The sequence below is a fragment of the uncultured Jannaschia sp. genome (assembly GCF_947494025.1).
In the GTDB taxonomy this organism is placed as follows: Bacteria; Pseudomonadota; Alphaproteobacteria; order Rhodobacterales; family Rhodobacteraceae; genus Jannaschia.
Window position 1 is genome coordinate 479,768 of the sequence record NZ_CANLTQ010000002.1, and the last position, 15,326, is coordinate 495,093.

A 15,326-nucleotide genomic window follows, 5' to 3' on the forward strand; every position below is an offset into this window, starting at 1 on the left:
TCAACCGTCGCCCCGGACGCGACGCTTCTCGCGCTGCTCCACGAACCAGTCGAGCCGGCGGCCCAGCTCCCGCTCGAAGCCGCGGTCAACGGGGACGTAGTAGACCGGCCGCTTCATGTCGTCGGGGAAGTAGTTCTGTCCGGAGAATGCGTCGACCTCGTCGTGGTCGTAGGCGTAGCCCGCGCCGTAGCCCTGCTCCTTCATGAGCTTCGTCGGCGCATTGCGAATGTGCTTGGGCGGCGGCTCCGATCCGGTCCTGGCCGCGCCGGCGACGGCGGCCTTGTACGCGGCGTAGGCGGCGTTCGATTTCGGCGCGAGCGCGAGGTATATGACCGCGTTGGCGATCGCGAGTTCGCCCTCCGGGGAGCCCAGTCGCTCGTAGGTCTCCCAGGCTTGAAGGCAGATTCCCTGCGCCTGCGGATCGGCAAGGCCGATATCCTCCACCGCCATCCGCGTGACCCTGCGGGCAAGATAGCGTGGGTCCTCGCCCCCCGCGAGCATCCGCGCGAGCCAGTAGACCGCGGCGTCCGGGTCGCTGCCGCGCACCGATTTGTGGAGTGCGGAGATCAGATTGTAATGCGCGTCACCGGATTTGTCGTATTGCGCCGCACGGCGCTGCAGGCGGCGGGACAGCGTGTCGCGGTCGACCGGACCCTTGGCGCCCCATGCGGCGATCTGCTCGATGAGGTTCAGCAGAGCGCGACCGTCGCCGTCCGCCATCTCCTGCATCGCCTCGCGTGCCTCGCCATCGAGGGGCAGCTTGGCGCCGAGCTCCTTTTCCGCGCGCTGCGTCAGGAGTTCCATGTCGCGTAGCGTAAGGCGTTCGAGCACGAGAACCTGCGCCCGCGACATCAGCGCGGCGTTGAGCTCGAAGGAGGGGTTCTCCGTGGTCGCGCCCACGAGCGTGATCGTCCCGTCCTCCATGTGCGGCAGGAAGCTGTCCTGCTGCGCCTTGTTGAAGCGGTGGATCTCGTCGACGAAGAGGAGCGTGCCCTTGCCGTTCGCGCGCCTGTTCCGTGCCGTCTCGAACACTTTCCGCAGGTCGGCAACGCCGGTGAAGATGGCGCTGATCTGGACGAAATGCCGGCCCGTCCGGTCGGCGAGGAGGCGCGCGATGGTCGTCTTGCCGACGCCGGGCGGACCCCAGAGAACGAGGCTCGGCAGCGTCCCCTCCAGCATCGTCGTCAGAGCACCGTCGTCGCCGAGCAGGTGCCCCTGCCCGATCACCGTGTCGAGGGCTGCCGGGCGAAGCCGGTCCGCTAGCGGGACCGGCGCGTTCGGAACATCGGATGCGGGCTGTGGCGCGGTGTCGAAGAGGTCTGTCATGCCCCTTCATGTAGCCCTTGGAGGGCCGCACGGGAAGCCACCGGCCGGACCGGATCAGTGGACCTTGGTCGCCATCGAGATGTTGACAGCCACACTCATGGAACCGCCGATGTCGAGCACCGGCCCTGCGGGTACGCAGTCGAGCCCGACCCGCCGCGCCAGGCGCGGCGAATTCGCGGGGATCAGTCCCAGCACCGACGTCGCGCCGAGCGTGCGCCCAGCCTGAACCATCTCGGAGATGAGCTGCATCTGCACGCGAAGTCGTTTGTTTGAGGGAACCTCGTTCGCCACGAAGACACGGCTCGATTCCCAAATTTCCGGGTTCACGGGTGCGTCGTCGAAGAGCAGGTTGGGTGGAATGGTTTCCAGCAAGCCCAGCTGCGCGTCCCGGATCATATAGGTGTAGATGCCGCAGCGATGCGTCGTGGGTGTCAGCCGGACGCCGGCGAGGATGCGGCCGTTATCGTGTACGGCCACCCAGCGGCTGGCCGGAGTGTCGTATTGATCGAACTCCATGCCGTCGGCGGCGGGAAGATCCCACTTCGCCTGCTCGATGAAGGTCCGGTGCCGCGCGCGCAACAGGTCGGCAAAAAGCGGACCGTGGGCATGAAGGTTGTCGAAGGACAGCGTTGTGACTTGCATGACAATAGCTTTCGTTGCCGGTGAGGCGGTTGCACCGGTTCAGGGTTCTCGTGATGTGCGGTCGTCGGGTGGGCCAGACCCGCTCAGATCAGCCTAAGCTCTCTAGCGATCCTCAAGGCCTCCGCCGTGGTGCGGACGCCCAGCATGCCGCACGCGCTAGCGAGCCTGGCATCGAAGACGTCCTCGCTGATCCCGAGCCGCATCGCCGCGTCCTCGGAGGTCAGTCCTTCGGCGGAAAGAACGAGCGCCTCGACGGCGACGGGGGTCAGCTTCTGCGGAAAGTCGGCGGCCTGATGCAACTTGTCCGTTATGGCGGCCGTCTCCGCGATTTCCTCGTCGGTGAATTCCCGTTCGCCATGCGCGATGCCCACGATCGTTCGCGAGGTGATCTTGCCGCAGGAAATGACTGCGCCAAAACGTAGCCCGAACTCATGAGCCTTGTTCATCACGCCGAACGGATCAGGCAGCGCGATCTCGCTCCAGCGGACCGTGCCCGTCTTGCTGATACCCCAGAACACTAGGGGATCGCGGAGCGAATAGGCATTGGTGGCGTAGAAGTCCTGCCATGCCTGCGGATAGGTGCTGCGAAGATAGAGGGGCTGCGCGAAACGGATATGGATACCCGTCTGCCACCCCGCCGGAGCGATCTCCGTCAGCCTTTCCATGGCCTTCGATATTTGATGTCGTTTATCGGACATGACCATCTTCCAACCGTTGACGGAGTTACATCAACATTACGGCCCGATTGTTGAGGCTGGAAGGGTTAATGAATCGCTAATCCTGGCAAAAAGGTATTTCGATTTCTTCCTTTAGTTCCCTGTTAACGAGATCGTCCTATCGTCGCCGGGTCCGAATAGAAAAGGGCCCGACCGTGATGGCCGGGCCCCGTTGCAGTTGCGGTGCGACTTGATTCAGCCGAGTTCGGCGTCCTCGGCCTCGAGGCGCGCACGATCCGCAGCGCCCTTCGCATCGACATCCCGGTCGACAAACTCGATGATCGCCATCGGTGCCATGTCCCCGTAGCGGAACCCGGCCTTCAGCACGCGGACATAGCCGCCCGGACGCTCCTTGTAGCGCGGTCCAAGCACGTCCATCAGCTTGGCGAGATGCCGGTCTTCCTTGAGCCGCGAGCGCAGCAGGCGGCGGGAATGGAGGTCGCCGCGGCCGGCGAGCGTAACCATCTTCTCGACGATGCGGCGAAGCTCCTTCGCCTTCGGAAGGGTTGTCTTGATCTGCTCGTGCTCGATCAGCGAGCCGGCCATGTTGGCGAACATCGCGCTGCGATGCTCGTGGGTCCGGTTAAGGCGGCGGTATCCGCGGGCGTGACGCATGATTTCACTCCAGTTTCATTATACTTTGTCCGGGCCACGATGCGTGTCGCGACCTCACCTATTGGGGCGGAATGCCCAGGTCGCGGGACGCCCGCAGGCGTCCCGCGCGATCAGAACTCGTTCTCGAACTTCTTGGCGAGATCCTCGATGTTTTCCGGCGGCCAATCCACGATCTCCATGCCGAGGTGCAGACCCATCCCCGAGAGCACTTCCTTGATCTCGTTCAGTGACTTCCGGCCGAAATTGGGGGTGCGCAGCATCTCCGCCTCGGTCTTCTGGATCAGGTCCCCGATATAAACGATGTTGTCGTTCTTCAGGCAATTGGCCGAGCGGACCGAAAGCTCCAGTTCGTCCACCTTTTTCAGCAGGAGCGGGTTGAACTCAAGATCGTCGGCGGCCTCGGCACCGCGCGCGGCCTCTGGCTCGTCGAAGTTGACGAAGACCTGCAACTGGTCCTGCAGAATGCGGGCGGCGTACGCAACCGCGTCGTCGGGCGCGAGCGAACCGTCGGTCTCAAGCTTCAGCGTCAGCTTGTCGTAGTCGAGCACCTGCCCCTCGCGGGTCGGCTGCACCTCATAGGAGACCTTCTTGACCGGCGAATAGATCGCATCAATCGGAATGAGGCCGATCGGAGCATCCTCGGGCTTATTCTTGTCGGCGGAGACGTAGCCCTTCCCGACATCCACGGTAAGTTCCATGTAAAGGTCGGCACCGTCATCGAGATGGCAGATAACGTGGTCGCGATTCAGAACCTCGATCCCGTTCGACTCCGTGATGTCGCCCGCGGTGACGACCATCGGACCTTTGGCAGAGATCGAGACACGCTTCGGCCCTTCGACCTCCATCTTGAGACTGACGCCCTTAAGGTTCAGGATGATGTCGGTCACATCCTCGCGAACGCCCGAAACGCTCGAGAACTCATGGAGCACGTTGTCAATCTGGACGCTGGTTATGGCGGCGCCCTGGAGCGACGACATGAGAACGCGGCGCAGCGCATTGCCGAGCGTCAGGCCGAAGCCACGCTCGAGCGGTTCGGCTACGACGGTAGCCTGACGGGCCGGATTGTTGCCCGGACGAACATCAAGCTGTTGCGGCTTGATGAGTTCCTGCCAATTCTTGTGGATCATGCCCTGTCCCTCCATTCCTGTCCGGCGCCGGGGCGGATGGCGCGGGACTCCCGAGGTGTGTCAAACGGCGGAACGGGGGCCGTCGAGCGGCCCCCGTCGGATCGATAGGCGGATCAGACCCGGCGGCGCTTCGGCGGACGTACACCGTTATGTGCGATGGGCGTCACGTCGCGGATCGCGGTGATCTGCAGGCCGGCGGCAGCCAGCGCACGCAGCGCGGATTCGCGTCCGCCGCCCGGGCCCTGGACCTCGACATCAAGTGTCTTCATGCCGTGTTCCTGCGCCTTGCGAGCCGCATCTTCAGCGGCCATCTGCGCGGCGTAGGGGGTCGACTTCCGCGAACCCTTGAAGCCCATCGTACCGGCCGACGACCAACTGATGGCGTTGCCCTGCACGTCGGAGATCAGTATCTTGGTGTTGTTGAACGAAGAATTCACATGCGCCACACCGGCGGCGATATTCTTGCGTTCCTTGCGCTTCGGAGCGCGGCGGGTATCTCGTGCCATGTCTGTGCGCTCCCCTTATTTCTTCTTGCCGGCGATGGCTTTGGCCGGCCCTTTGCGGGTCCGCGCGTTGGTGTGGGTCCGTTGACCCCGCACCGGCAGGTTGCGGCGATGGCGTAAGCCGCGGTAGCAACCGAGATCCATCAGGCGCTTCACGTTCATCTGCGTCTCGCGGCGCAGGTCGCCCTCAACCGTAACGTTCGCATCGATGAACTCGCGGATCGACAGGACCTCGGCGTCCGACAACTCGTTGATGCGGCGGGATCCGTCGATCCCCGTTGCCTCAACGATTTCGCGGGCCTTCGATGGGCCGATTCCCGTAATATAGGTCAGGGCGACGGGAACACGTTTCCCGGTCGGAATGTTGACACCAGCGATTCGAGCCAAGAGAGCTTCCTTCTTTGTTGCGGTTCCGTAGCCCCAGAACCTTTTTTCACAACGCCCAGACCGTCTACGATCGGACAAAAACAGATGCCGGAAATCTCGAGATTCCCGGCGGAGATCGCGACCTAAGGGCTATTGACAGGCGCGTCAAGCACTGCGCGGCGGACTGTCAAGATGTTTTTGACACCGCCTCCGCAATGCTCGCCCCGACATCTTGGATCTCGCCGAGGCCATCTACGACCCGTAACGCACCCTTGCAATGATAATACCCGATCAGCGGGGACGTCTGCTTGTAGTAGGCGAGAAGACGGGTCTTGAGGCTTTCCTCGTTGTCGTCGGCCCGCCGGGTGAACTTTGCGCTGCCGCACTTCACGCACTGCCCGTCGTCAGGCACGGGACGCGTGAGATCGTTGTAGACCTCGCCACAAGCCGCGCAAGTCGATCGCGCTATGATTCGAGCCACGAGCGTTTCGTCGTCCACCCGCATCTCGATCACGGCGTCGAGGGTGTTCCCTTTCCGGTGAAGCAGCGCTTCGAGTGCGTCAGCCTGCGCAAGCGTCCGGGGAAAGCCATCGAAGATCAGGCCGCCGCCGGTGTTACCCTCGAGCTTCTCCTCGATCAAACCGATGACGATCTCGTCGGTCACGAGCTCGCCCCGGTCCATGATCCCGGCCACGCGGTTGCCGATTTCCGTTCCGGAACTCCGCGCCTCACGGAGCATGTCACCCGTCGAGAGTTGGACCATGCCGCGTTCGTCGACGAGCCTTCGTGCCTGCGTTCCCTTGCCCGCTCCGGGCGGTCCCAGAAGGATGATGTTCATCGGCGTGCCGTTCCCTTGTTCCGTCCGCGCCGCTTTCCACGCAGCTGCGATTTCTCGATCAGACCTTCGTACTGGTGTGCCAGAAGGTGCGATTGGACCTGCTGGATCGTATCCATGCCCACAGACACAATGATCAGGATCGACGTGCCGCCGAAATAGGCGGTGATCGCAAGCTCCTGCCGCACGATCTCGGGAATCAGGCAGACGAGCGCCAGATAGCCGGCGCCGAGCACCAAGACGCGATTGACGACGTATTCGAGGTATTCCGCGGTCCGTCGCCCGGGCCGGATTCCGGGAATGAAGCCGTTCTGGTTCTTCAGGTTGTCGGCGACGTCGTCTGTCTTGAAGGCGACGTTATGCGTATAGAAATACGCGAAGAACACGATCATGGCCGCGAAGAACAGCAGGTAGAGCGGCTGCCCCGGCCCGAAATAGGCGAGGATCGTCGACATGATCGGCCCCGAATTGGCGCCGGAGAAGGTGCTGATCGTCGTCGGCAGGAGCAGCAGCGACGACGCGAAGATCGCAGGAATGACTCCGGCGGGGTTCACCTTGATCGGCAGATGGCTCGATCCGCCGTCATAGACCTTCATGCCGACTTGGCGGCGCGGGTACTGGATGTGGACCTTCCGCAGGCTCCGCTCCATGAAAACCACAAACAGAAGCGTTCCGAGCAGCATCGCGAGCACGCCGAGGATTACGGCCGTGGAGATCGCCCCGGTCCGCCCCTGGACGAAGAACTGCGCGAAGGCCGACGGAAGCTCGGCCACGATGCCGACGAAGATGATGAGCGAGATGCCGTTGCCGATCCCGCGGGCGGTGATCTGCTCACCCAGCCACATCAGGAACATCGTGCCGCCCACAAGCGTGATCACACATGAGGCGATGAAGAACCATCCGGGCGTATGCACGAGGTCGCCGGATTGTAGCGACACCGCCAGGCCGTAACCCTGCAACGTCGCCAGCGCGACCGTGCCATAGCGCGTGTACTGGTTGATCTTCTTTCGACCGGCCTCGCCCTCCTTCTTGAGGGATTCGAGCTGCGGCACCATCGCCGTCATCAGCTGGATGATGATCGAGGCCGAGATGTAGGGCATGATTCCGAGGGCGAAGACGCCCATCCGCCCGATCGCACCGCCGGTGAACATGTTGAGCACGCCACCAAGGCCCGCGCTCGCATCCTCGACGAAGCGGCGAAGCTGCTCCGCGTCGATGCCGGGCACGGGGATATAGGTGCCGACCCGGTAGATGATCAGAAGGCCGATCGTGAACAGGATGCGTTGGCGCAGCTCCTTCGCCTTGCCGAACGCGCCCCAGCTCATGTTCGCGGCCATTTGCTCCGCAGCAGACGCCATGCGAGCCTCTCTTGAAACGGGAACGCCGCCCGACGGATTTCCCCGCAGACGGCGTTCGGAAAACGTGGAACCGATGTAGGCGGCGCCGTGACCGCCTGCAACCGATCAGGCGTCGGCGACCGCCGGAAGCGTGACCGATCCGCCTGCCTTTTCCACCGCCTCGACCGCACCTCGGGACGCGCCGGTGACGGTGATCGCGGCCTTCGCGGTCAACTCGCCCTTGCCAAGCAGACGGACGCCGTCAAGCTTGCGACGCACGACGCCGGCAGAGACGAGGCTGTCCTCGGTGATGTCGTTCGCGTCGAGGCGACCGTTGTCGATAAACTCCTGGATTTTCGACAGATTGACGACGGCGAAGGCCTTCCGGTTCGGCTTGTTGAAGCCGCGCTTCGGCAGACGTTGGTAAAGCGGCATCTGGCCGCCCTCGTAGCCATTAATGGCCACGCCGGAGCGGGACTTCTGGCCCTTGATGCCACGGCCGCCGGTCTTGCCGATGCCGGAGCCCGGGCCGCGGCCGACGCGCTTGCGCTTCCGCGCCGCACCGTCGTTGTCGCGCAGTTCGTGCAGTTTCATGATCGCTTCTCCTCTTGCCGGACAACCTCCCCGAAGCGATGCGGGAGGGACACGGCGCTATATTCACGTCCATCGAGGACCCGGCGCGCATAGCGAGGCCGTACGACGAATGCAAGTGAATCGAAAGGCTCGACGCTCCTACCGCCCGGGCCGGCAGGCTACGCCGCCCGGGCCGCGCATGTCTGACGATCAGCCGAGCTCGTCAGGCTTGTACCAATCGTCGGTCCTCACTTCCGTCGCATCGCCGGCGAGCTGCGCGAACTCAGCCGGATCCTGCGTGCCGCCGTCGCGGCCGTGGTAATGGTAGGGATAGACGTAGGTCGGCGTGAATTCCTGCACGGCAGACGCAGCCTGTTCGGCGTCCATTGTGAAAGGAAGGTTCATGCAAAGAAATGCCAAGTCGATATTCTCAAGCGCCCGCATCTCCGGAGTGTCTTCGGTGTCCCCCGAAATGTAGATACGAAAATCCTCGAAAGCGAGGACATAGCCGTTGTCACGGCCCTCCGGATGGAACTCAAGGCGCGCCTCGGTGGTGTTGTAAGCCGGAATGGCCTGAATTCCGACGTCGCTAAAGCTCGTCTCGTCACCGTTCGCCATCTCCTCGGCCCTGGCACGTAGATTTTCGGAAAGCATCCCATAGACTGCAGGGTTCGCGATGATGCGCGTGTCGTCTCCGATGAGGTCCGAAAGGGTCTCCTCATCGTAATGATCGCCGTGTTCGTGCGTGATCAGGATGAGGTCGGGCGGCGGCAGATCCTCATATTGCGCGGCGCCGCCCACCGGATCGGCATAGATCACGCCTGCCGGCGTTTCCATCACGAAAGAGGCGTGGCTTACCGGATGGACCGTGATCGGTCCGGCACCGGTTCGAAACACGTCGGCGTCATGCGCCTCCGCCCGGGCGGAAAATGGCAGAACAGTTATTGTGCCGGTCGCGGCAACCGTTGCGAGAAAGGTACGTCTTGTCTGGGTCATGTTAGTTCCTCCTGCGAAACACAGGATCTAGCCTCTCCTCTACACCTGACCACGTACTATGATCGTCAGCGGAAAAGGGGTGCCCACCGGACGAGCCCCTGACACGAAATGCTGAAAGATCGCTTCGATCGGCCGAATTTCGACCAGCTTTCCTTTCACACAACGCGTGGCCGGTGTCCGAAGGGACAAAAAAGGTGTCGAGCGTCCCGAAAACATCTTCGGGGACTTTGGCGAAGCCACGGGTCCGAAGGCTTCCCCTGCCGGTCGCGGATATCGCCCTGAACTTCTGCCGCGACCCGTTATGCGCGACCTGCGGCGTTCTGCCCGATCCGCTCAGGCGACCCGAAGGCATGCCACCACCGGCTTCAGGCGTGCTCCGGGGCGTGGTCGTCGGCAAGGCGCGCGAAGAACATTGCCAGTGTCCCGCGTGTGGAACGGCCTCCCGGGCGAAGAACAACCGTGCGGTCGTGGAGGAGCGTGAGCGGATTCGCCGCCTGCGCCAGACCGACTCGGCCAGACCCGCCTGCCGGATCGCGGGGTCTGCGAGCGAACAGTTCCCCGCCGACGACCATCCCGAACTCTACCAAAGCTTAGGACGGACGAAGGTCGGTGATCCGCGGTGGCGGTGACTTCGACGGCGTTGAAGCGCATGCCTTCCGGGTTCCCTGTCGAGATCGTCGACAAAGAAGTGGCCTGCCGCCCGATCGGCGAGCCGATCGGTGCCCGGTTCCCGTATCCCTTCCCGGCCAAGAGCGGGCCGAATAAGCCCGTCCCGCTCCTGACGGACAGTCCCAAACGTCAGCGCACGCCCGAAGGCACGTTCGATGCGCCTGTCGACGTCGCGCAGCGTCGACAGCTAGGTCCGCCGCTTCCGCTCGAACGGGCGGTTTGCTACGCGCTCGCAGATCCCCACGGACGCACCCGGAGCGGCATCGCCTCTCCGATCCATCCGTGCCGGCAAAACCCGTAAACATCCACCGCTTCCACCACGACGGGACGGAGCCGGGTCGGGGCAAAGAAACGCCCGCAATGCGGATCGGGCTGGCTCACGGGCGGATCCATGAGCGGGATCTGTTGCGACATCGTCAGGATACGCATTGAAAGACCCGCCGTTTCAGCGGCGGGTCGTCAACATTTGCCGTCAGGCACCGGCCCGGGGAACGGCCTTTCGTAACGGTATAAAGAAGCCGGTCAGCCTCGCTCTTCCACGATCTCCACCAGATGCGAGATTTTCGCGATCATTCCGCGAATGGAGGGCGTGTCCTCGAGCTCCCGCGTCTTGTGCATCTTGTTAAGCCCAAGGCCCACCAGGGTGGCGCGCTGCTTCTCGGGCCGACGGATCGGGCTCCCGATCTGTTTCACGACAATTGTCTTCGCCATGGATCAGGCCTCCTCGGCTACTTGCGACGACTCGGCCGGCGCCTCGTCGCGCTTGGGCAGGATGTCGGCGACCTTCTTGCCGCGACGTTGCGCGACCGAACGCGGGCTCGCTTCCTTGGTCAAACCGTCGAGCGTTGCCCGGATCATGTTGTAGGGGTTCTGCGACCCGATGGACTTCGAGACCACGTCCTTGATGCCAAGCATCTCGAACACGGCGCGCATCGGACCACCGGCGATGATGCCGGTACCTTCCGGCGCTGTGCGCATCACGACGCGACCGGCGCCGTGGCGACCATTCATGTCGTGGTGCAGTGTACGACCGTCGCGCAGCGGGACACGAATCATCTGACGCTTCGCCTGCTCGGTAGCCTTGCGGATGGCCTCGGGGACCTCCTTGGCCTTTCCCTTGCCGAAGCCGACGCGACCCTTCTGGTCGCCCACGACGACGAGCGCCGCAAAGCCGAAGCGCTTGCCGCCCTTTACCGTCTTCGAGACGCGATTGATCGCCACAAGGCGATCGGCGAATTCCGGGGTTTCGTCGCGATCGCGCCCGCGGCCGCGGCCCCTGCTGTTGTCACGTTCCGCCATGCGGCACTCCTTTTCGGTTCCGGGCCGCGCCCGGATGGATACGATCCCAGGTGAGCCTCAGGCTCCCGGATCATCGAGGGGGCGCGAACGCCCCCTTCACTCAGAATTTCAATCCGCCTTCGCGCGCCGCGTCGGCCAGCGCCTTGACCCTGCCGTGGAACAGGAAGCCACCGCGGTCGAAATACACGTCGTCGACGCCCGCCTTCTTCGCACGCTCCGCGATCGCGGCGCCGATCTTGCTGGCCGCCTCGACGTTGTTCTTGCCGACAAGCCCCAAATCCTTCTCGAGCGTCGAGGCCGAGGCGAGCGTACGGCCCGCCACGTCGTCGATCACCTGAACCGAGATGTTCTTGTTGGAGCGATGCACCGAAAGACGCGGGCGTCCGGCCGCCATCCTGCGAAGTTTGTTCCGGACGCGCAGTCGGCGTTTCAGGAACAGATCCCGTTTGCTGTTTGCCATCTGTCTGGTCCTTACTTCTTCTTGCCTTCCTTGCGGAAGATGAACTCGCCTTTGTAGCGGATACCTTTGCCCTTGTAGGGCTCCGGCGACCGCCATTCGCGGATGTTGGCCGCGACCTGACCGACGAGCTGCTGATCGATGCCCTCGACGACGATGTCGGTCTGCTTCGGGGCCGTCACCGTGACGCCCTCGGGCACCTCGAAGTTGACGTCGTGACTGTAGCCCAACGCGAGCTTCAGGGTGTTGCCCTGCATCTGCGCGCGGTAGCCGACGCCGGTGATCTCGAGCTCCTTCTTGAAGCCCGTGGTCACGCCGGTGACGAGGTTCTCGACCATCGTACGTGCCATGCCCCACTGCTGGCGCGCGCGTTTGGACTTGCCGCGCGGCGTGACCGTCACGGCATTATCCGCGATGGCAAGCGTCACATCGTCCGTGGCTGTGAAGTCGCGGGTACCCTTCGGCCCCTTGATCGTAACCTTCTGACCGGAGATCGAGGCCTCCGCGCCCGAGGGCAGCGGCACGGGCCGTTTGCCGATACGAGACATTGCAACCCTCCTCAGAATACGGTGCAGAGCACTTCGCCGCCGACATTGGCGGAGCGTGCTGCTGAATCGGACATGACGCCACGCGACGTGGAGACAATGGAGACGCCGAGGCCCTGACGAACAGACGGCAGGTCGGCGACGGCCATGTAGACGCGGCGACCTGGCTTCGAGACGCGCTTCACCTCGCGGATGACCGGCGTGCCTTCGTAGTACTTCAGCGCGATCTCAAGCGTCGGATGACCTTGGTGGTCGCTCGACGACTCGTAGCCGCGAATGTAGCCCTCGTCTGCCAGCACGTCGAGGACGTGCGCGCGCAGCTTGGATGCGGGGGTGGAAACGGTGGTCTTGCCACGCATCTGCGCGTTGCGGATGCGCGTCAGCATATCACCGATAGGATCGTTCATCTATCTGACCTCCCTTACCAGCTCGATTTGACCATGCCGGGGATCTTCCCCTGCGAGGCAAGATCGCGCAGCATGATGCGGCTGAGCTTGAGCTTCCGATAATAGGCACGGGGCCGTCCGGTGAGCTGGCAGCGGTTGTTGAGACGGGTCGGCGAGGAATTGCGCGGCAACTCGGCCAGCTTCAGCCGGGCCTTGAAGCGCTCTTCCACCGGCTTCGACTCGTCATTGGCGATGTCCTTCAGAGACGCGCGCTTGGCGGCATACTGCTTCACCAGCCGCTCGCGCTTCTTCTGGCGTTCGATCATGGATTCTTTGGCCATGTCTATTTCCTCAGCTGTTGAACGGCATGTTGAAGTGCTTCAACAGCGCCTTGGCTTCCGCATCCGTCTCGGCAGTGGTGCAGATGATGATATCCATGCCCCAGACCTCATCGACCTTGTCAAAATTGATCTCGGGGAACACGATGTGCTCCTTGAGGCCCATAGCGTAGTTGCCGCGGCCGTCGAAGCTTTTGCCGTTCACGCCGCGGAAGTCGCGGACGCGGGGCAGCGCGATCGTGATCAGACGGTCGAGGAACTCGTACATCCGGGCGCCGCGCAGCGTCACCTTCGTGCCGAGAGGCATGCCCTCACGGACACGGAAGCCGGCGATGGACTTTTTCGCCTTGGTGATAACGGCCTGCTGACCCGCGATGGTAGAGAGGTCGTCCTGCGCCGATTTCGCCTTCTTGGAGTCGCGAACGGCTTCTGCGCCAGCCCCGATGTTCAGGACGATCTTGTCCAAACGCGGGATCTGCATGACGTTCTTGTAGCCGAACTCTTCCTTCAGCGCGGGCTTGATCGTGTCCGCGTAGACGGATTTCAGACGCGGCGTGTAATTTGCCTGGTCGAGCATCAGATCACGTCTCCCGTAGTCTTGGCAAAGCGCACCTTCTTGCCGTCATCGAAACGGAAACCGACGCGTGTGGCCTTCCCGTTGCCGTCGATGACGGCAAGGTTCGACAAGTCGATCGGCATCGCCTTCGGAATGCGGCCGCCCTGCGAGGTCTGGCTCTGGCGCGTATGCCGGATCGCCATATTGACGCCCTCGACGACGGCCTTGCCGGCTTTCGGATCCACGCTGACGATCTCGCCCTCGCGGCCCTGATCCTTGCCGGCCAGGACGCGGACCTTGTCGCCCTTGCGGAGTTTGGCAGCCATCACAGCACCTCCGGCGCGAGCGAGATGATCTTCATGAAATTCTTTGCACGCAGTTCGCGAACCACGGGCCCGAAGATACGGGTGCCCACCGGCTCGTTGTTGTTGTTGAGGATCACGGCGGCGTTCCGGTCGAAGCGGATCGCTGTGCCGTCGTCACGGCGCACTTCCTTGGCGGTGCGCACGACAACGGCCTTGCGGACGTCACCCTTCTTCACGCGGCCCCGCGGAATGGCCTCCTTCACCGACACCACGATGATGTCGCCGACGGAGGCGTATTTCCGTTTGGACCCGCCCAGAACCTTGATGCACTGAACACGGCGTGCGCCGCTGTTGTCAGCAACATCCAGGTTGGTTTGCATCTGGATCATTGGTTTCTCCCGACCTTTGGGGAGGCGATGCGTGCCTTGCGCCCCAGGGTTTCGATTTCGTCAGGTCAGCGCCTTATTCGGCGATGACCTCCCACCGCTTCGTCTTGGACTTCGGCGGACATTCCTGAATGCGGACCACGTCGCCGACCTTGAATTGGTTGGTCTCGTCGTGGGCGCGGTACTTCTTCGACTTCCGGACCGTCTTGTGCAGGAGCGGGTGCTTGAAGCGGCGCTCGATCGAGACGGTGACGGTCTGGGCGTTCTGGTCGGAGGTGACGACGCCCTGCAGGATACGCTTCGGCATGGGCTCAGGCCTCCGTGTTCGCGGCTTCGGCCGCCTTCTGGTTCAGAATCGTGCTCACGCGGGCGACGTCGCGACGGACGGCACGGATGCGCGCGGTGTTCTCGAGCTGACTCGTCGCAGCCTGGAAGCGCAGATTGAACGCCTCTTTCTTGAGCTGCTTCAGCTGGTCCCGGAGCTCGTCCGGCGTCTTGTTTCTCAGATCGCTGGCGTTCATCGCCGGCTCCTTTCTGCAACATCACCGGCAGGCCCCGGATGGGGTCACCTGATTCCCGGTGGAGGGTGAGTTCAGGGCCTATAGGAGGACCTGCGGGAAATGACAACCGATACATCGAGGTCGAGCCGAGTTTCCTGTCGCACCCGCCGATGTGGTGACGCATTCAGCGCCAAGCGTAGTTGAAACTGACGCTGATCCGCTCCTCCTCGGAGGTATTGAGCGGAACCTCGTGGCGCAGCCAGCTCTCCCACAGAAGAACCTCGCCGGACGACGGCCGGACATAGGCGAAACTACGCAGGTCGGACGGCGCGTCCTTCCGGCGCGGCGGCGCGGCCATCATGAAAGCCAAGCGCGGATCCTCGAACCTGATCGCCGACGCGCCATCCGGCATCGTCACGTAGGTTGTGCCCGAGATCACCGAGTGCGGATGGAGATGCCCCGAATGGCTTCCACCCTCCGGCAGAATGTTCACCCAGATGTCCTCGAGAACCAGACGCCCCTCCCCGAGATCGAAGGCAAGATCCTCGACAAAGGCGGCGACGTGCGCGTCTAGGGATTTTACCAGATCCGCAAAGATCGGAAAGCGCCATGCGAGGTCGGTCAACGAGGCATAGCTCGTATAGCCGGGGAACCCGTTTTCCTCGCACCACGCCTGCCCCGCCTCGTCATCCTCGGCGATCGAGAGGCAGGACGCCTCGAGCTCTCCTGCATCGACCGTCGGGGCGTGATCCGATAGCTGAGCGCGGTAAAGGCGCGTGGCGAAGAGGGAGGAGATGTCAGACACGGCAGCGATCCTGTTGCTGCGTCCGCCGGACCTGCCTCGGGCGG

At 63.2% G+C, this 15,326-nt stretch carries 24 protein-coding genes; 1 reads left to right on the plus strand and 23 read right to left on the minus strand.

Annotation, left to right across the window (positions count from 1 at the left end):
• The 11 genes from Q1B08_RS06020 to Q1B08_RS06070 all read right to left on the minus strand — a co-directional run bounded on the left by Q1B08_RS06020 (window position 1) and on the right by Q1B08_RS06070 (window position 9,036).
• Entirely contained in the window at window positions 1–1,326 is a 1,326-nt protein-coding gene (locus Q1B08_RS06020) for a replication-associated recombination protein A (RefSeq protein WP_299816147.1), read from the minus strand.
• A 54-nt stretch (window positions 1,327–1,380) separates the two neighbouring features.
• Window positions 1,381–1,968 carry an acyl-homoserine-lactone synthase gene (locus tag Q1B08_RS06025; RefSeq protein ID WP_299816149.1) on the minus strand — a complete coding sequence of 196 codons (588 nt, stop codon included), beginning with the start codon at window positions 1,966–1,968 and terminating at the stop codon, window positions 1,381–1,383.
• An 83-nt stretch (window positions 1,969–2,051) separates the two neighbouring features.
• Window positions 2,052–2,672 carry an autoinducer binding domain-containing protein gene (locus tag Q1B08_RS06030; RefSeq protein ID WP_299816151.1) on the minus strand — a complete coding sequence of 207 codons (621 nt, stop codon included), beginning with the start codon at window positions 2,670–2,672 and terminating at the stop codon, window positions 2,052–2,054.
• A 207-nt stretch (window positions 2,673–2,879) separates the two neighbouring features.
• A complete protein-coding gene (gene rplQ / locus Q1B08_RS06035; RefSeq protein WP_299816153.1) occupies window positions 2,880–3,299 on the minus strand; it encodes a 50S ribosomal protein L17 in 420 nt (139 codons plus the stop codon).
• 110 nt (window positions 3,300–3,409) lie between these two features.
• A complete protein-coding gene (locus Q1B08_RS06040) occupies window positions 3,410–4,426 on the minus strand; it encodes a DNA-directed RNA polymerase subunit alpha (RefSeq protein ID WP_299816155.1) in 1,017 nt (338 codons plus the stop codon).
• 113 nt (window positions 4,427–4,539) lie between these two features.
• Window positions 4,540–4,932, minus strand: coding sequence for a 30S ribosomal protein S11 (gene rpsK, locus Q1B08_RS06045; RefSeq protein WP_299816157.1), 393 nt, complete (start codon window positions 4,930–4,932; stop codon window positions 4,540–4,542).
• A gap of 15 nt (window positions 4,933–4,947) precedes the next feature.
• The gene (rpsM, locus tag Q1B08_RS06050) at window positions 4,948–5,316 is read right to left on the minus strand and encodes a 30S ribosomal protein S13 (protein WP_299816159.1); all 369 of its coding nucleotides are present in this window, start codon (window positions 5,314–5,316) and stop codon (window positions 4,948–4,950) included.
• A gap of 166 nt (window positions 5,317–5,482) precedes the next feature.
• The gene (locus Q1B08_RS06055) at window positions 5,483–6,133 is read right to left on the minus strand and encodes an adenylate kinase (RefSeq protein WP_299816161.1); all 651 of its coding nucleotides are present in this window, start codon (window positions 6,131–6,133) and stop codon (window positions 5,483–5,485) included.
• The gene (gene secY, locus Q1B08_RS06060; RefSeq protein ID WP_299816163.1) at window positions 6,130–7,488 is read right to left on the minus strand and encodes a preprotein translocase subunit SecY; all 1,359 of its coding nucleotides are present in this window, start codon (window positions 7,486–7,488) and stop codon (window positions 6,130–6,132) included. The genes Q1B08_RS06055 and secY overlap by 4 nt, the downstream gene beginning before the upstream one ends.
• A 105-nt stretch (window positions 7,489–7,593) precedes the next feature.
• Complete coding sequence (gene rplO / locus Q1B08_RS06065) at window positions 7,594–8,061, minus strand: 50S ribosomal protein L15 (protein WP_299816165.1); 468 nt, start codon at window positions 8,059–8,061, stop codon at window positions 7,594–7,596.
• Window positions 8,062–8,250: 189 nt separating this feature from the next.
• Window positions 8,251–9,036 (minus strand): MBL fold metallo-hydrolase, encoded by a 786-nt coding sequence (locus tag Q1B08_RS06070; RefSeq protein WP_299816167.1) that lies wholly within the window; start codon window positions 9,034–9,036, stop codon window positions 8,251–8,253.
• A 619-nt stretch (window positions 9,037–9,655) separates the two neighbouring features.
• Here Q1B08_RS06070 and Q1B08_RS06075 point away from each other — a divergent pair.
• A complete protein-coding gene (locus Q1B08_RS06075) occupies window positions 9,656–10,006 on the plus strand; it encodes a hypothetical protein (RefSeq protein ID WP_299816168.1) in 351 nt (116 codons plus the stop codon).
• 221 nt (window positions 10,007–10,227) lie between these two features.
• On the opposite strand, the gene rpmD is transcribed toward Q1B08_RS06075, so the two are convergent.
• The 12 genes from rpmD to Q1B08_RS06135 all read right to left on the minus strand — a co-directional run bounded on the left by rpmD (window position 10,228) and on the right by Q1B08_RS06135 (window position 15,282).
• A complete protein-coding gene (rpmD, locus tag Q1B08_RS06080) occupies window positions 10,228–10,416 on the minus strand; it encodes a 50S ribosomal protein L30 (RefSeq protein WP_299816169.1) in 189 nt (62 codons plus the stop codon).
• Window positions 10,417–10,419: 3 nt separating this feature from the next.
• On the minus strand, window positions 10,420–11,004 hold the full coding sequence (gene rpsE / locus Q1B08_RS06085; protein WP_299816171.1) for a 30S ribosomal protein S5: 585 nt from the start codon (window positions 11,002–11,004) through the stop codon (window positions 10,420–10,422).
• A gap of 100 nt (window positions 11,005–11,104) precedes the next feature.
• On the minus strand, window positions 11,105–11,464 hold the full coding sequence (gene rplR, locus Q1B08_RS06090; RefSeq protein WP_299816173.1) for a 50S ribosomal protein L18: 360 nt from the start codon (window positions 11,462–11,464) through the stop codon (window positions 11,105–11,107).
• Between the two features lie 11 nt (window positions 11,465–11,475).
• On the minus strand, window positions 11,476–12,009 hold the full coding sequence (rplF, locus tag Q1B08_RS06095) for a 50S ribosomal protein L6 (protein ID WP_299816175.1): 534 nt from the start codon (window positions 12,007–12,009) through the stop codon (window positions 11,476–11,478).
• Window positions 12,010–12,020: 11 nt separating this feature from the next.
• Window positions 12,021–12,413, minus strand: a complete 393-nt coding sequence (gene rpsH, locus Q1B08_RS06100; protein WP_299816177.1) for a 30S ribosomal protein S8 — start codon at window positions 12,411–12,413, stop codon at window positions 12,021–12,023.
• A 14-nt stretch (window positions 12,414–12,427) separates the two neighbouring features.
• Window positions 12,428–12,733, minus strand: coding sequence for a 30S ribosomal protein S14 (gene rpsN / locus Q1B08_RS06105; protein WP_299649509.1), 306 nt, complete (start codon window positions 12,731–12,733; stop codon window positions 12,428–12,430).
• Window positions 12,734–12,743: 10 nt separating this feature from the next.
• Complete coding sequence (gene rplE / locus Q1B08_RS06110) at window positions 12,744–13,307, minus strand: 50S ribosomal protein L5 (RefSeq protein ID WP_299816179.1); 564 nt, start codon at window positions 13,305–13,307, stop codon at window positions 12,744–12,746.
• Window positions 13,307–13,612, minus strand: a complete 306-nt coding sequence (gene rplX, locus Q1B08_RS06115; RefSeq protein ID WP_299816181.1) for a 50S ribosomal protein L24 — start codon at window positions 13,610–13,612, stop codon at window positions 13,307–13,309. Before rplX ends, rplE begins: the two co-directional genes overlap by 1 nt.
• Window positions 13,612–13,980 carry a 50S ribosomal protein L14 gene (gene rplN / locus Q1B08_RS06120; RefSeq protein WP_007118848.1) on the minus strand — a complete coding sequence of 123 codons (369 nt, stop codon included), beginning with the start codon at window positions 13,978–13,980 and terminating at the stop codon, window positions 13,612–13,614. The genes rplX and rplN overlap by 1 nt, the downstream gene beginning before the upstream one ends.
• A 73-nt stretch (window positions 13,981–14,053) precedes the next feature.
• Window positions 14,054–14,284, minus strand: coding sequence for a 30S ribosomal protein S17 (gene rpsQ / locus Q1B08_RS06125; protein ID WP_299649519.1), 231 nt, complete (start codon window positions 14,282–14,284; stop codon window positions 14,054–14,056).
• A gap of 4 nt (window positions 14,285–14,288) precedes the next feature.
• Window positions 14,289–14,498 carry a 50S ribosomal protein L29 gene (rpmC, locus tag Q1B08_RS06130; protein WP_299816183.1) on the minus strand — a complete coding sequence of 70 codons (210 nt, stop codon included), beginning with the start codon at window positions 14,496–14,498 and terminating at the stop codon, window positions 14,289–14,291.
• Between the two features lie 163 nt (window positions 14,499–14,661).
• The gene (locus Q1B08_RS06135; RefSeq protein WP_299816185.1) at window positions 14,662–15,282 is read right to left on the minus strand and encodes a TIGR02466 family protein; all 621 of its coding nucleotides are present in this window, start codon (window positions 15,280–15,282) and stop codon (window positions 14,662–14,664) included.
• Between the last annotated feature and the right edge of the window lie 44 nt (window positions 15,283–15,326).

What these genes read in the sequence shown, in the direction of transcription:
- Q1B08_RS06020 (WP_299816147.1), bottom strand. Translation starts at nt 1,326, where the DNA reads ATGACAGACCTCTTCGACACCGCGCCACAGCCCGCATCCGATGTTCCG.
- Q1B08_RS06025 (WP_299816149.1), bottom strand. Translation starts at nt 1,968, where the DNA reads ATGCAAGTCACAACGCTGTCCTTCGACAACCTTCATGCCCACGGTCCG.
- Q1B08_RS06030 (WP_299816151.1), bottom strand. Translation starts at nt 2,672, where the DNA reads ATGGTCATGTCCGATAAACGACATCAAATATCGAAGGCCATGGAAAGG.
- rplQ (WP_299816153.1), bottom strand. Translation starts at nt 3,299, where the DNA reads ATGCGTCACGCCCGCGGATACCGCCGCCTTAACCGGACCCACGAGCAT.
- Q1B08_RS06040 (WP_299816155.1), bottom strand. Translation starts at nt 4,426, where the DNA reads ATGATCCACAAGAATTGGCAGGAACTCATCAAGCCGCAACAGCTTGAT.
- rpsK (WP_299816157.1), bottom strand. Translation starts at nt 4,932, where the DNA reads ATGGCACGAGATACCCGCCGCGCTCCGAAGCGCAAGGAACGCAAGAAT.
- Q1B08_RS06055 (WP_299816161.1), bottom strand. Translation starts at nt 6,133, where the DNA reads ATGAACATCATCCTTCTGGGACCGCCCGGAGCGGGCAAGGGAACGCAG.
- secY (WP_299816163.1), bottom strand. Translation starts at nt 7,488, where the DNA reads ATGGCGTCTGCTGCGGAGCAAATGGCCGCGAACATGAGCTGGGGCGCG.
- rplO (WP_299816165.1), bottom strand. Translation starts at nt 8,061, where the DNA reads ATGAAACTGCACGAACTGCGCGACAACGACGGTGCGGCGCGGAAGCGC.
- Q1B08_RS06070 (WP_299816167.1), bottom strand. Translation starts at nt 9,036, where the DNA reads ATGACCCAGACAAGACGTACCTTTCTCGCAACGGTTGCCGCGACCGGC.
- rpmD (WP_299816169.1), bottom strand. Translation starts at nt 10,416, where the DNA reads ATGGCGAAGACAATTGTCGTGAAACAGATCGGGAGCCCGATCCGTCGG.
- rpsE (WP_299816171.1), bottom strand. Translation starts at nt 11,004, where the DNA reads ATGGCGGAACGTGACAACAGCAGGGGCCGCGGCCGCGGGCGCGATCGC.
- rplR (WP_299816173.1), bottom strand. Translation starts at nt 11,464, where the DNA reads ATGGCAAACAGCAAACGGGATCTGTTCCTGAAACGCCGACTGCGCGTC.
- rplF (WP_299816175.1), bottom strand. Translation starts at nt 12,009, where the DNA reads ATGTCTCGTATCGGCAAACGGCCCGTGCCGCTGCCCTCGGGCGCGGAG.
- rpsH (WP_299816177.1), bottom strand. Translation starts at nt 12,413, where the DNA reads ATGAACGATCCTATCGGTGATATGCTGACGCGCATCCGCAACGCGCAG.
- rpsN (WP_299649509.1), bottom strand. Translation starts at nt 12,733, where the DNA reads ATGGCCAAAGAATCCATGATCGAACGCCAGAAGAAGCGCGAGCGGCTG.
- rplE (WP_299816179.1), bottom strand. Translation starts at nt 13,307, where the DNA reads ATGCTCGACCAGGCAAATTACACGCCGCGTCTGAAATCCGTCTACGCG.
- rplX (WP_299816181.1), bottom strand. Translation starts at nt 13,612, where the DNA reads ATGGCTGCCAAACTCCGCAAGGGCGACAAGGTCCGCGTCCTGGCCGGC.
- rplN (WP_007118848.1), bottom strand. Translation starts at nt 13,980, where the DNA reads ATGATCCAGATGCAAACCAACCTGGATGTTGCTGACAACAGCGGCGCA.
- rpsQ (WP_299649519.1), bottom strand. Translation starts at nt 14,284, where the DNA reads ATGCCGAAGCGTATCCTGCAGGGCGTCGTCACCTCCGACCAGAACGCC.
- rpmC (WP_299816183.1), bottom strand. Translation starts at nt 14,498, where the DNA reads ATGAACGCCAGCGATCTGAGAAACAAGACGCCGGACGAGCTCCGGGAC.